At 70.7% G+C, this 12,679-nt stretch carries 11 protein-coding genes; 9 read left to right on the top strand and 2 right to left on the bottom strand.

The window, feature by feature from the left end; genetic code table 11:
* Nucleotides 1-611, top strand: a 611-nt coding sequence (locus ACFQO7_RS24260; protein ID WP_376808515.1) for an RICIN domain-containing protein, incomplete at its 5' end; no start/stop codon positions are given.
* A gap of 376 nt (nt 612-987) precedes the next feature.
* Here the strand turns inward: ACFQO7_RS24260 and ACFQO7_RS24265 are convergent.
* On the bottom strand, nt 988-2,628 hold the full coding sequence (locus ACFQO7_RS24265; RefSeq protein WP_376808516.1) for a glycoside hydrolase family 27 protein: 1,641 nt from the start codon (nt 2,626-2,628) through the stop codon (nt 988-990).
* Nucleotides 2,629-3,159: 531 nt separating this feature from the next.
* On the opposite strand from ACFQO7_RS24265, the gene ACFQO7_RS24270 reads away from it, so the two are divergent.
* The 6 genes from ACFQO7_RS24270 to ACFQO7_RS24295 all read left to right on the top strand — a co-directional run bounded on the left by ACFQO7_RS24270 (nt 3,160) and on the right by ACFQO7_RS24295 (nt 9,757).
* Nucleotides 3,160-4,419, top strand: a complete 1,260-nt coding sequence (locus ACFQO7_RS24270) for an ABC transporter substrate-binding protein (protein WP_376808517.1) — start codon at nt 3,160-3,162, stop codon at nt 4,417-4,419.
* A gap of 5 nt (nt 4,420-4,424) precedes the next feature.
* Entirely contained in the window at nt 4,425-5,387 is a 963-nt protein-coding gene (locus ACFQO7_RS24275) for a carbohydrate ABC transporter permease (protein ID WP_376808518.1), read from the top strand.
* On the top strand, nt 5,387-6,214 hold the full coding sequence (locus tag ACFQO7_RS24280; protein WP_360527164.1) for a carbohydrate ABC transporter permease: 828 nt from the start codon (nt 5,387-5,389) through the stop codon (nt 6,212-6,214). The genes ACFQO7_RS24275 and ACFQO7_RS24280 overlap by 1 nt, the downstream gene beginning before the upstream one ends.
* A gap of 1 nt (nt 6,215) precedes the next feature.
* On the top strand, nt 6,216-7,364 hold the full coding sequence (locus ACFQO7_RS24285; protein ID WP_376808519.1) for a mandelate racemase/muconate lactonizing enzyme family protein: 1,149 nt from the start codon (nt 6,216-6,218) through the stop codon (nt 7,362-7,364).
* A 313-nt stretch (nt 7,365-7,677) separates the two neighbouring features.
* The gene (locus ACFQO7_RS24290) at nt 7,678-8,487 is read left to right on the top strand and encodes a FadR/GntR family transcriptional regulator (RefSeq protein ID WP_376808520.1); all 810 of its coding nucleotides are present in this window, start codon (nt 7,678-7,680) and stop codon (nt 8,485-8,487) included.
* A 418-nt stretch (nt 8,488-8,905) separates the two neighbouring features.
* Entirely contained in the window at nt 8,906-9,757 is an 852-nt protein-coding gene (locus ACFQO7_RS24295; protein ID WP_376808521.1) for an amidohydrolase family protein, read from the top strand.
* Nucleotides 9,758-9,825: 68 nt separating this feature from the next.
* Here ACFQO7_RS24295 and ACFQO7_RS24300 read toward each other — a convergent pair whose 3' ends face one another.
* On the bottom strand, nt 9,826-10,716 hold the full coding sequence (locus ACFQO7_RS24300; RefSeq protein ID WP_376808522.1) for an amidohydrolase family protein: 891 nt from the start codon (nt 10,714-10,716) through the stop codon (nt 9,826-9,828).
* A 175-nt stretch (nt 10,717-10,891) separates the two neighbouring features.
* On the opposite strand from ACFQO7_RS24300, the gene ACFQO7_RS24305 reads away from it, so the two are divergent.
* The gene (locus ACFQO7_RS24305; RefSeq protein WP_376808523.1) at nt 10,892-11,884 is read left to right on the top strand and encodes a zinc-dependent alcohol dehydrogenase; all 993 of its coding nucleotides are present in this window, start codon (nt 10,892-10,894) and stop codon (nt 11,882-11,884) included.
* Complete coding sequence (locus tag ACFQO7_RS24310; RefSeq protein WP_376808524.1) at nt 11,881-12,648, top strand: SDR family oxidoreductase; 768 nt, start codon at nt 11,881-11,883, stop codon at nt 12,646-12,648. Before ACFQO7_RS24305 ends, ACFQO7_RS24310 begins: the two co-directional genes overlap by 4 nt.
* Nucleotides 12,649-12,679 lie beyond the last annotated feature (31 nt).

Raw genomic sequence — 12,679 nt, forward strand, 5'->3', positions numbered from 1 at the left:
TGAACGTGCCGCGCTGCATCGGCATCACCGTGTGGGGCGTGCGCGACAGCGACTCGTGGCGCTCCAGCGAGAGCCCGCTGCTGTTCAACAGCAGTGGCGGTGCGAAGTCGGCGTACACCTCGGTGCTCAACGCCCTCAACGCCGCCACGCCGCAGCCGTCGCAGTCGACGCCCGCCTCGCCGCCGCCGTCCTCGCCCGCCCCAAGCGCCTCCCCGACGCCTCCGACGGGCGGCGGTGTCGGCCGGATCGTGGGCGCGCAGTCGGGCCGGTGCGTCGACGTGCCCAACGCGTCGCAGACCAACGGCACGCGGGTCCAGCTCTACGACTGCCACACCCAGTCCAACCAGCAGTGGACCTACACCTCCGGCAAGCAGCTGACCGTGTACGGCAGCAAGTGCCTGGACGCGGCCGGCTCCGGCAACGGTGCGGAGATCCAGATCTACAGCTGCAACGGCCAGGCCAACCAGCAGTGGAACCTCAACTCCAACGGCACCATCACCGGTGTCCAGTCGGGTCGGTGCCTGGACGTCTGGAGCACCGCCAACGGCGCCCGGATCCAGCTCTACGACTGCAACGGCCAGGCCAACCAGCGGTTCAGCCTCGTCTCCTAGTGAAGTCCTGACCGCAGGCGGCCGGGGGTGCAAGCAGCCACCCCCGGCCGCCTCACCGCAGCGTATGACGTATGACAAACAGCAGCCGAAAGCCTCATGAATGACGGATGTTCCCGCGGCCTCTGCACTGAGATCGCGGGTAGGTTAGCGATCGTGCCTGGCAGGATGCGGTTTCCCTGCGGGCGCGCCAACCGGAGTCAGCATCGATGTATTGACATATGACGTATGATGGACGCACGGCGGGGCCCAAACCGCCAGCGGACCGCGGTGCCGGAGCCAGGCCGCCGCGGTCCGCGCCCGTTGCACACCGGAGCCCGCCGGGCGGATGGGGACATCCGCCCGGCGGGCTCCGGTCATGTCGACCCTTGCCCGCGGTCTAGCGGCGGGTCCAGCGCTGGTTGGCGGCGCCGGTGCAGGTCCACAGGATCACCAGGGTGCCGTTGGCGGTGGCGGCGCCGTTGACGTCGACGCACAGGCCCGACTGCCGGCTGCTGACCGTGCCGTCGGAGTTGAGGTTCCACTGCTGGTTGGTGCCGCCGTTGCAGTCCCACAGCTGCACCTTGGCCCCTGCCGTGGCGTTGAGCGGCGCGTCGAGGCACTTGCCCAGGGCCTGCAGCGCGGCCCCGTTGACGGCCCACTGCTGGTTGCTCTGGCCGTTGCAGTCCCAGATCACCGGCTGCGTGCCGTTGGCGGTGTTGCTCTGCGGGACGTCCAGGCAGCGCCCGGAGGCCGCGCTCACGAAGGTGGTCGTCGACGGCGGGGGAGTGGTGCCGCCGCCGCTGACGCGGTAGACCACCGTGCCGTGCGCCGGGACGCTGGCGGAGATGGTGCCGCTGGTGGAGCTGGTCGCGCTGGTCCACGCGTCCAGCAGGGTGAACGACGTGCCGGACTTGCCGACGGCCGCGGCCGTGGTGGAGACCGTCGTGGTCGAGGACCCCTGGTTGAACAGGGCGACCGCGACGTCGCCGTTGGCCAGCCGCTTGGCGAGCACGCGGCGGGTGCCGTCGTGGGAGACCTGAGTCGCCTGCAGGCCCAGGGAGTCCTGGTTGATGGCGATCAGGTTCGCGTTCTTGAGGATGGCCTGCGTCGCGCTGGACATCGAGCGCAGGTCGTTGCCGGCGATCAGCGGCGAGGCCATGACCGCCCAGAGCGCGAAGTGGCTGCGCATCTCGGTGTCGGTCATGCCGCCCCGGCCGACCTCCATCATGTCGGGGTCGTTGAACCCACCCGGCCGGGCGTAGGAGGCCAGCGGGACGGTGACGTTGACGATGTTCTGGATGCCCATCGGGTAGCCGTTGGTCTGCCCGGTGTCCCAGGCGTTGGTGATGTCCTCGGTGGTCCGCCACATGTTGGCCACGTCGCCCCAGTTGCGCAGCGGTCCCGTCTTGGCGTGGATGCTGTTGGGGTTGATGCTGTAGACGATGGGGCGGCCGGTGGCGGCGAGCGCGTCGCGCATCTTGGCGAACGTGGCGACCTGCTGGTCGATGCTGCCGGTGGGCGAGCACCAGTCGTACTTGAGGAAGTCCACGCCCCAGGCGGCGAACTGCCGCGCGTCCTGCGCCTCGTGGCCCTGGCTGCCGGTGGCGCCCGGGTACGAGCCGAAGTACTGGGCGCAGGTCTTGTCCAGGGGCACCTGGTAGATGCCGAACTTGAGACCGCGGCTGTGCAGGTAGTCGCCGAGCGCCTTCATGCCGCTGGGGAACCTGGTCGGGTCGCCTTGCAGGTTGCCCGACGAGTCGCGGTTGGGGTTGAACCAGCAGTCGTCGACCACGACGTACTGGTAGCCCAGGTCGCGCATGCCGCTGCTGACCATCGCGTCGGCGTGCTGGCGGATCAGGGTCTCGTTGATGTTGCAGCCGAACGTGTTCCAGGAGTTCCAGCCCATCGGGGGCGTGCGGGCGACACCGTTGTCGAGCGCGTGCGCGGCGGGGGCCTGCAGGCCGAGCGCGGCGGCGGTCAGCAGCAGTGCTGCCGCCAGCGCGGTGGCCAGGCTTCGCCTGCGGAGGGGACGGTTCATCGTGCTCCTCTGGTCGGGACGGGCGGGTGGGGAGCGGACGATGCGCGGTCCGCCGGTCGCGGGCGCGGTCGGCGGAACCGTCGGATCGACCTGAACTTAGGCAGCGCGAACCCCTCACGGCGCGGGACGCGGTGAGGCGCAGTGTGCGCAGTGCTCTGTCCGGAAGGGATGGAGCGGGCGGGCGCTGACGTGCGCAACGCCTGTGGGTCGGGAGGCGTCGCCATAGACTGTGACCGATAACATCGGAACGCGTCAAGACGTTGCCGAAATGTTTCGGTTGATCGAGCGGGCTCATCACGGCGTGGTCTGCGCGTTGTGGATGAGAGTGCACGGCACCGGCCGGAGTCATGTGATCGGTAACAATCCGTGGCCCGGAGCGGGTGTCTCTGGTCGCGGTCGAGTGTCGGGAGCCGACGGTGGCGACCTTCGGTTTCCACCAGGTTTCCGTTGACATCACACATCATATGACTTAGCTTTGCTGCATTCCAGCTGACGGCCGGCCCGATCCGGCCATTCTCGAGATGAGAATCAATGAAGCAGCGAGTACTCTGGCCGGCCGCCGTCGCGGCGATGCTGGCCTTGGCGGGCTGTGGAAGCGCCACGGGCAGTGAATCCCCGTCCGACGCGGCGAGCGGCAAGCTCGTGGTGTGGGACTGGAAGTCCGGTGACAAGACCGCAACCGCATACGTGGAGAAGGCGAAGGCCGACTTCGCCAAGAAGCACCCCGGCGTGACCGTCGAGTTCGTCGCCCAGCCGTTCGACCAGTACTACACGCTCCTCGGCGCGGCGATCCAGGCGGGCAAGGGCCCCGACGTCATGCTGTTCAACGGCGGCGGCCAGATCCGCGACCGGGTCGACGCACTGATCCCGTTGGACCAGTACCTCGGCCCGGACAAGGAGCGCCTGGCCGGCTGGGACGCGTTCACCAAGGACGGCAAGGTGTTCGCCGCGCCGGTGACCCTGCAGGGCCACCCGATCTACTTCAACAAGGACCTGTACAAGAAGGCCGGGCTCGACCCGCAGAAGCCCGCGACCACCTGGAACGGGTTCACCGCCGACTGCGCCGCCATCACCAGGGCGACGAAGGCCACCTGCTTCTCGCTGGGCAACAAGGAGGGCGCGGGCATCCAGTTCTTCCTGTCGGCCCTCGGTTCGGGAATCTTCTCGCCCCAGGAGTACGACGACTGGATCGCCGGCAAGCGCGACTGGAACTCCCCCCACGTCAAGCAGCTCTTCCAGCTGTGGAAGGACGTCGAGGCCGGCGGCCTGAACAACAAGGGCGGCAACTCGACCACGATGTTCACCGACGCCTTCGGCATCTTCCAGGCGGGCAAGGCGACCAACATCATCGGCCTGATGTCCGACATCGGGCACTGGAAGGACTTCAACGAGTTCCTCGGCCCCGAGAACGTCGGAGTGATGAAGTCGCCGGTCATCGCCGAGGGCGCCGTGCCCAGCCTGCCCTTCGACGGCGGCATCGGCTACGCGGTCGCCAAGTGGACCAAGGACCCGGCCCTGGCCGCCGACCTGGTGCGCTCGCTGACCTCGACCGACGCCCTGACCGCCTTCTACACCAACGCGGGCGCGGTCGTCTCCGACACCACCGTCAAGGCCGCCGAACCGGCCGTCACCGCGCTGGTCGCCGACCTCAAGACCGGCAAGCCCGCACTGCACGTGGCGCTGTCGTCGAAGACCATCGAACTGATGGGCCGGCTGTCGCAGCAGATCCTCGACGGTTCCGTCACCGTCGACGCCGCGCTCAAGCAGCTCGGCGAGTCGGACCGGAGCTGACCACAGTGCCGCTCGGTGATTTCACGCCGCTGTTGGCCCGCCCCGCTCGGGCGGGGCGGGCCGACGGGCCGGCGACCGCGTCACGCAGGCGTCCCAGGACCGGCAGGCTGTCCTCGGAACGGCTGTCCCCGTTCGTGCTCATCGCCCCCGCCGTCGCCGTCATCGTGCTGTTCCGGCTGTGGCCGCTGCTGCTGGGGGTCAACTTCTCCTTCACCGGCGACGGCGAGCGCAACGGCGCGGCGGTCGGGCTGGACAACTACGCGGAACTGTTCGCCGACCCACTGTTCCTGGGCGCGCTGCGCAACGTGGGCTGGCTGGTGCTGCTGCTGCCCATCGCGGTGGCGATCCCCGGGATGCTGGCGACGTTCATCTACCTGCGGGTGCCCGGCCACCGGTTCTACCGCAGCGTGTACTTCTTCCCCGCGGTGCTGTCACCGGTGATCGTGGGCTCGATCTTCAACCTGCTGCTGTCCTTCGACGGCCCGGTCAACAGCCTGCTCGAACTGGCCGGCCTCGGCCCGGTCGACTGGCTCGGCGACTCCGACGTCGCGATGTTCACCGTCGTCGGCGTGCACGTGTGGGCGACCTTCGGCATGTCGCTGGTGGTGTTCCTGTCCGGCTTCGCGACACTCGACCCCGCCCTGCTCGACGCCGCCCGCTCCGACGGGGCCAGCCTGCCGCAGGTGATCCGGCACGTGATCATTCCCGGCCTGTCCCGGACGATCCAGTTCGTGTTCGTGACGACCATGATCGGAATGCTGACCTCGATGTTCGGTCTCATCTACGTGATGACCAGCGGCGGCCCGGGCGGGTCCACCTACCTGCCGGAGTACTACATCTGGATCCAGCAGGGCCAGATGAACCGCCCGGCGTTCGCGTCGGCGGCCTCCACCGTGCTGTTCCTGGTCATGCTCGTCGTAGGACTCGCGCAGGTCAGCTTCCTGCGCCGCACCGGCAGGGAGGACTGATGCGCGGCGCTCGTTTCAGCCGGTGGCTGATCGCCCTGCCCATGGCGCTGCTCGCGCTCGCGACGATCTACCCGCTGGTCTTCACCGCGAACGCGGCGATGAAGACCCGCCGCGACTACATCCTGGACCGCTTCGCGTTCGCCGACACCCTGCGCTGGGACAACATCGCCACGGCCTGGACCAGTGCCGGCACGGCGCGCTACTTCCTCAACTCGGTGATCGTGGTCGCGGGTGCGTCGGCGTTGCTGCTGCTGCTCGGCTCGATGGCCGGGTTCGCGCTGAGCCACCTGCGGTTCCGCGGGTCCCGGGCACTGTTCCTGGGCTGTCTCGCGGCGCTGTTCGTGCCCTTCCAGGTGATCATGGTGCCGCTCGTGCGGACCATGGCCGACACCGGGCTCGTCGACACCTACCCGGGGCTGATCCTTGCCTACACGGCGCAGTACCTGCCCTTCACGATCTACCTGATGACCAGCTACTACAGCGCCATCCCCAGCGAGATCGTCGACGCCGCGCGCATCGACGGCAACACGACCTACGGCGTGTACCGCAGGATCATGCTGCCGATGGGCCGGCCCGCGCTGCTGTCGGTCGGCGTGCTCAACGCGCTGTTCTGCTGGAACGACGTGCTCATCGCACTGCTGATGATGCCGTCCGCGGAGCACCGCACCCTGATGGTCGGGGTGACGTCGCTGCGCGGTCAGTACTCGGCCGACATCCCCACGTTCGCCTCGGGGGTGCTGATCGCAGCCGTGCCCGTACTGGCGGTCTACCTGTTCTTCCAGCGCCGGATCGCCGACGCTGTCACCGCTGGTTCGACGAAAGGCTGACATGCGCATCACTGGGTATCGCGCCCTCAACACCGTGCAGGACTGGGGCCGGCCGGTCGGCGACGCCAACGGCGTATACGCCGACGGACTCACCGATGTGCCGATCGTCGTGGTGACCACCGACGAGGGTGTCACCGGCGTCGGCATGGGCCCGCACGTGGAACTGGACGCGATCTTCGCCGCCATCGACGGCGAGGACCCGCGGGCGGTGACCGCGCTGTACGACAGGATGCTGCGGCAGACGTTCAAGGCCGGGCACGCCGGGGCCGTCTTCGGGGCGATCGGGGCGTTCGACTCCGCCCTGTGGGACATCAAAGCCAAAGTCGCGGGCCAGCCCCTGTGGCGCCTGCTCGGCGGCCGCGACCGCGTGGTGCCCGCCTACGCCTCCGGCCTCGACATCGGCCTCGACGACGACGACCTGGCCGCCACCTACAAGGCGTACGCCGAACTCGGCATCCGGGCCGCCAAGCTCAAGGGCGGCCTGGACGTCGAGCGCGACCGGCGCCGGCTGGCCCTGGTCCACGACGTGCTCGCCGAGGCGGGCGGCGGGTCCCGGCCCGGCCTGATGCTCGACGCGAACGAGTGCTGGACCCGCAAGCAGGCGGTGCGGTACGTCGCCGAACTGGAGCGCACCCTCGACCTGATCTGGGTCGAGGAGCCCGTGCGGCGCTGGGACGCCGAGGGCCACGCCGCGGTGGGCCGGGGTCTGCGGGCGTCGGTCGCCAGCGGCGAGAACCTCAGCGGGCTGGAGCAGTTCCGGCCCCTGCTGGCGGCGGGCGCGCTCGACATCGTGCAGACGGCGTCGGTGTGGGGCGTGACCCACTTCCTGCGGGTGTCGGCCCTGGCCCACGCGTACGACCTGCCGGTCAGCCCGATCGGCACCAACCCGGTCGGCCTGCTGCACGCGGCGACGTCGGTGCCCAACCACCTCGTCAGCGAGCTGCAGGCCCTGCACCCACCGGTGGGAATCGACATCGACCTGCGGATCGAGGACGGATCGTTCGTCCTCGGCGACACGCCCGGTCTGGGGATCAGCATGGACGAGGCGGCGATCGCCGCCTGTGTGCTCCAGCCCGCGACGGTGTCCTTCGACGGGCCGGGTGTGCGGCCCGAGCAGGCCGGCCGGCGGCTGTTGGCCGTCGCCGGCTGAACGGGGGGTGGCCCGCGCTCAGGGGCGCGGGCCTGGTCCGGGTGGGTGTGGTGGCGTGAGGGCAGCGCACCCGCCCGGGCCGCCGCAGTGCCAGTGCGCCGTCGGCGTGCGCACTAGCACTGCGGTTCACCCTCACGCGGTCTCGCCATGCGACCGTGCCCGGTGCGCGCAGATAACCATTCGTGCGAGAATCTTCGTGGTACGGAAGCGGAACAGTGACATATGACATCTTACCTGTGACGTCTTAACAGCGTGCCGTACACTCGTACGTCGTCGGGTCTGGGTCCGGCGACCACTGCTCCGGGAGGGCGCGTTGACGCGGCAGGTTCTGGCCGACCCGTTCGGCATACCTCATGCATCCGCCGGCGACGCCGGCCCGCCCCGCGCCCGCGGCACCAAGCTGGGCATCAACGTCGTGCAGCAGATCGTCAACGACATCGTGCGCGGCGTGCTCACCCCGGGCTCGACCCTGCCACCGGAGGCGGACCTGTGCGACCAGTTCGGCGTCAGCCGGACCGTGATCCGCGAATCCGTCAAGGTGGTGCAGGAGAAGGGCCTGGTCCGCATCGAGCACGGCCGGGGCACCCAGGTCACCGACCCGCGGCAGTGGAACCTGCTCGACGACGTGGTGCTCACCGCGATCATCGCCCACGACGCGAACCTGTCCTTCCTGGACGAGCTCGTGGCCACGCGCACGGCGCTGGAGGCGGACATGGCCGCGGCCGCGGCGACCGCCCACACCGCCGAGGACAGGCTGCGCATCAGCGCCTCCCTCGAACTCATGCGCTCGAAGAAGGACAACGTGCCGGAGTTCGCGGCCGCGGACGCCCATTTCCACGACATGGTCATGGCCGCCTCGCGCAACCGGCTCGGCCGCGCGATCGTCAACAGCATCCACGACAAGGCTCGCGGCAGCATGCGCTACCACGGCGAGTACAACGAAGCGGTGGTGCGCCAGACCCTGGACGAGCACCAGGCGATCCACGACGCCATCCTGGCCAAGGACCCGGCCGCCGCCGCCGCGGCGATGCGCGCGCACATCACCGGCTCGTGGAGCCGCCGGCGTCCGCAGACCGATGCGGAGCCCTCGGCTCAGGCGCCACGCCGCCAGTCGGCCCGCTGACCGAAGGCACGGCCGGAGCGCTCCCGGCGTTGCCCGCATGCCCCGCGACCGACCTGCCCGCAGGTCGGTCGCGTCGTCTGAGCAGGTGCTTCCCGGCCCCGGCGCTCGCGACAGCGGCACCCTCTGATTCGGATCGAGCCACAATTCTTCGATCAGGTCTTGCTATGACGTCATACGTATGATGAGGTTGCGGCCAGAGTGTTTCGCTCGGGTAAATACGCGCCGTCCGCAAAGGATAGTGCCGTCTCAGCCCGTCGAGCACCAGACGGCGCCGGCCCGCACCCCGCCGCGTGCGGGCCGGCGTCCCACCCGACCGGACTGAAGGCCGGCCAGCGCCGCTCTTCACGACGATACGGAGTACCGCAGTGCAGGAGCAGGATTCGGCCGGCCCCGCCACGGGTGACCGCGGGCGGCACAGGTGATCGTCGACGCGCATGTGCAGCTGTGGTCGGCGGACAACCGCCGGCTCGCCGCCGCCGAATACGCCCCCATCCGGCGCGACCACGGCGTCGGCGAGCTGAAGGCGCAGCTCAACGAGTCGGAGGTCGACGCCTGCGTGCTGGTCGAGGCCGCGGGCGTCACCTCGGCCGAGACCACCCGGTGCCTGGAGGTCGCGGCCTGGACGCCGTGGGTGGTGGGCGTGGTGGGCTGGGCCCCACTGGCCGACCCCGATCTCGGTGAGATCCTCGGCAAGCACCGGGCCGAACCCGGCGGGCACCGGCTCGTCGCGCTGCACGAGCGCGTGTACGAATTGCCCGAGGACTTTCTCGACCGGCCGGCCGTGCGGGCAGGTCTGGCGACAGTGGCCGAGTGCGGCCTGGCGATCGAGCTGGCGGTGCGGGCCGAGCAGCTGCCTTCCGTGGCGCGGCTGGCCCAGGCGATGCCGCACGCCCGGATCGTGCTCCAGCATGCCGGGTCGCCCTGGGTGGCCGGCGGCGTCGAAGGCCTGACCGAGTGGCAGTGGGAGATCGCGCCGGTCGCCGCGTGCGACAACGTCCGGGTCAAACTCAGCGGCCTGGTGACGCTGGCGCACTGGGAACGGTGGTCGGTGGACGACCTGCGGCCCTATGTGGAGCACGCGGTGCAGGTGTTCGGCGTGCGGCGGCTCATGTTCGGCTCGGACTGGCCGATGTGCCGGCTGGCGGCGACCTATGCGGAGGCACTGCGGGCGATCTCCTGGCCGTTCGGCGGCCTGCACCCGGACGTCTTCGCGGCGACCGCCGTCAGCACGTACCACCTGGACGTCGGCGAGCTGGCTCGCCCGGCCTGATCGCGGCCTGCCGTCCGCACGGCCGAGTGGGCCCGGTGCCGTGATGGCGGTACCGGGCCCTCCGGCGGTCAGGAGCCGGTCGCCTTGACCCGGCCGGGATCGATGCCGTAGACCCGGGTGGCGGTTCCGGCGAGCACGTCACGCCATGCCGCGGGGTCCAGATCCGGCAGGACCTGCCGGACCAGGCCGAGGGTTCGGCCGTAGGACTCGTGGAGCAGGCAGATCGGCCAGTCGCCGCCGTACATCAGCCGCTCGGAACCGAACAGCCGCAGCGCTGTGCGCAGGTGGGAGCCCAGCCGGCGCAGCGCCTCGCCGGTCGGGTCGTCGCCCAGGTACAGCCCGGAGAGCTTGGCGTACACCCGGGGACAGCCGGCGAGGAACTCCAGATGTTGCGACCACTGCTCGGCGTGGTCCAGTCCGGTCCGCAGCGGAGGTGCGCCGAGGTGGTCCAGGACCAGGTGCAGTCCGGGGTGGCGGCGGGCGACCTCGGCGGCGGTGCCCAGCGCCGCGGGGCCCGCGGCGACGAAGTCGAACGGCACCCCGGCTTCCTCCAGCATGCCGAGCCCGGCGTCGACGTCGGGGCGCAGGATCCAGGCCGGGTCGTCGCGCTCGTGGATCAGGTTGCGCACCCCGACGAACAGCGGATCGTCGCGCAGGCGGGCCAGCCGGTCGGCGGCGACGGACGGCTGATGCAGCGGCACGTAGCCGACGACGCCGACGATCCGGCGGTCGGCGCGGGCGGTCTCCAGCATGAGTTCGGTGTCGAAGTCGTCGTCGGCGGACTGCACCAGCACGGCGGCCCCGACGCCGTGGTCGGCGAGTGCGGGCGTGACCTCGGGCAGTGCCATGGCGCGGTCGATCGGGGCCAGGTGGGGGCCGAGCCAGGGGTAGACGCCGCGGGACGGGTCCCATACGTGCAGGTGCGCGTCGATGATCGTCTCGTGGGGAGGGTGGGTCATGTGCGGCTCCAGGGGTCGGTGGAAGCGGGTGGCGGCCGGGTGCGCGATGAGGCGTTGTCATTCGACGAAACATATGATGTCATATCTGAGCTTGATCCGATCCGGACAGACGGGGGCAAGCGCCTCAGCCGAAAGGGAAGCCATGCACCGAGCCGTATACGAAGGTGACCGGCGCTTGAGCGTCGTCGACGTGCCCGAGACCGCACCGGGTCCAGGGCAGGTGCAGATCGACGTCGCATTCACCGGGATCTGCGGCACGGACCTGCACATCCTGCACGGCGACATGGACCGGCGGGTCTCCACGCCCGCGGTGCTCGGTCACGAGATGTCGGGAACGGTGGCCCGGCTCGGTGCCGGCGTGGACGGCTGGAGGCCTGGCGAGCCGGTCACCGTCCTGCCCGTCCTGCCGTGCGGCACGTGCGTGACGTGCGCCGCCGGGCACGGGCACGTCTGCCCGCGGCTCACCTTCATCGGCATCGACAGCGCCGGGTCCATGCAGCAGCGCTGGAACGTGCCCGCCGGGGCACTGGTACGCCTGCCCGACACCCTCGACCTGGCCCACGGCGCGCTCGCCGAACCGACCGCCGTGGCGGTGCACGACGTACGCCGCAGCGGCCTGACCGCCGGCGAGTGCGCCGTCGTGGTCGGCGGCGGGCCGGTGGGTCTGCTCATCGCCGTGGTCGCCCGGCGTACCGGAGCCGACGTGCTGGTCCTGGAGCCCAGCCCGCAGCGGCGGGCCGTCGCCGACCGGCTCGGCTTCACGACCGCGGACCCCACCACCGCCGACACGACCGCGCTGATCGGCGACTGGACCGGCGGCGAGGGAGCCGCGGTCTGCTTCGAGGTCTCCGGCGCGGCCGCCGGAGTCGCCACCGCCGTGCAGGCCCTGGCCCCCCGCGGCCGGCTGGTGATGGTGGCGATCCACGCCGCACCACGCGAGGTCGACCTGCACCGCTTCTTCTGGCGCGAACTGACCATGCTGGGCGCCCGGCTCTACAGCCGGCCCGACATGGCGACCGCCGTCGAGCTGGTGGCCGACGGCCACATCCCGGCCGCGCAGCTGATCACCCACGTGGAGCCGCTGGCACGCGTCGGCGACGCGTTCGCCGCCCTGGAAGGCGGGGCCGGTGTCATGAAGGTGCTGCTCGACTGCGGGTCCGCCCGGTGAGCGCCGCCATGTTCGACCTCACCGGCAAACTCGCCGTCGTCACCGGGGCCCGCCGCGGCATCGGCCTGGCCGTCGCGGACGCGCTCGCGGGCGCCGGCGCCGACATCATCGCCGTCAGCGCCCAGCTCGAACCGGACGGCAGCGAGGTCGCCCGCCGGGTGACGGCCCACGGCCGTGGCTGCGAGGTGCGCGCGGTCGACTTCGCCCGGCGCGAGGCGGTCGCCGAGCTGGCCGCCGACCTCGCCGGCCGGGAGCGGCCGGTCGACATCCTGGTCAACAACGCCGGCACGATCGCCCGCGCACCGGCCGCGCGGCACAGCGACGACGACTGGGACCACGTGCTCGCCGTCGACCTCACCGCGCAGTTCGTCCTGGCCCGGGAGGTCGGGCGGGCGATGCTGGACCGGCGTGCCGGGAAGATCATCTTTACGGCGTCGCTGCTCAGCTTCCAGGGCGGGATCACCGTGCCCGGCTACACCGCGGCCAAGTCGGGCGTGGCCGGGCTGACCAAGGCGCTGGCCAACGAGTGGGCCGCGCACGGCGTCAACGTCAACGCCATCGTGCCGGGCTACATCGCCACCGACAACAACCAGGCGCTGCGCGACGACCCCGTACGCAACGCGGCCATCGTCGACCGCATCCCCGCCGGGCGGTGGGGCACCCCGGCCGACCTCGCCGGGGTGGCGGTGTTCCTCGCCTCGGCCGCCTCCGACTACGTGCACGGCGCGCTGGTTCCCGTCGACGGCGGCTGGCTGGGCCGGTGACCGAAACGACGACGCTCGGCAAGGAGCATTC

It is taken from the genome of Catellatospora aurea, assembly GCF_042663325.1.
Taxonomy (GTDB): Bacteria; Actinomycetota; Actinomycetes; order Mycobacteriales; family Micromonosporaceae; genus Catellatospora; species Catellatospora aurea.

Coding starts and splice junctions, on each gene's coding strand:
- ACFQO7_RS24265 (WP_376808516.1), bottom strand. CDS start 2,628: ATGAACCGTCCCCTCCGCAGGCGAAGCCTGGCCACCGCGCTGGCGGCA.
- ACFQO7_RS24280 (WP_360527164.1), top strand. CDS start 5,387: ATGCGCGGCGCTCGTTTCAGCCGGTGGCTGATCGCCCTGCCCATGGCG.
- ACFQO7_RS24270 (WP_376808517.1), top strand. CDS start 3,160: ATGAAGCAGCGAGTACTCTGGCCGGCCGCCGTCGCGGCGATGCTGGCC.
- ACFQO7_RS24285 (WP_376808519.1), top strand. CDS start 6,216: ATGCGCATCACTGGGTATCGCGCCCTCAACACCGTGCAGGACTGGGGC.
- ACFQO7_RS24300 (WP_376808522.1), bottom strand. CDS start 10,716: ATGACCCACCCTCCCCACGAGACGATCATCGACGCGCACCTGCACGTA.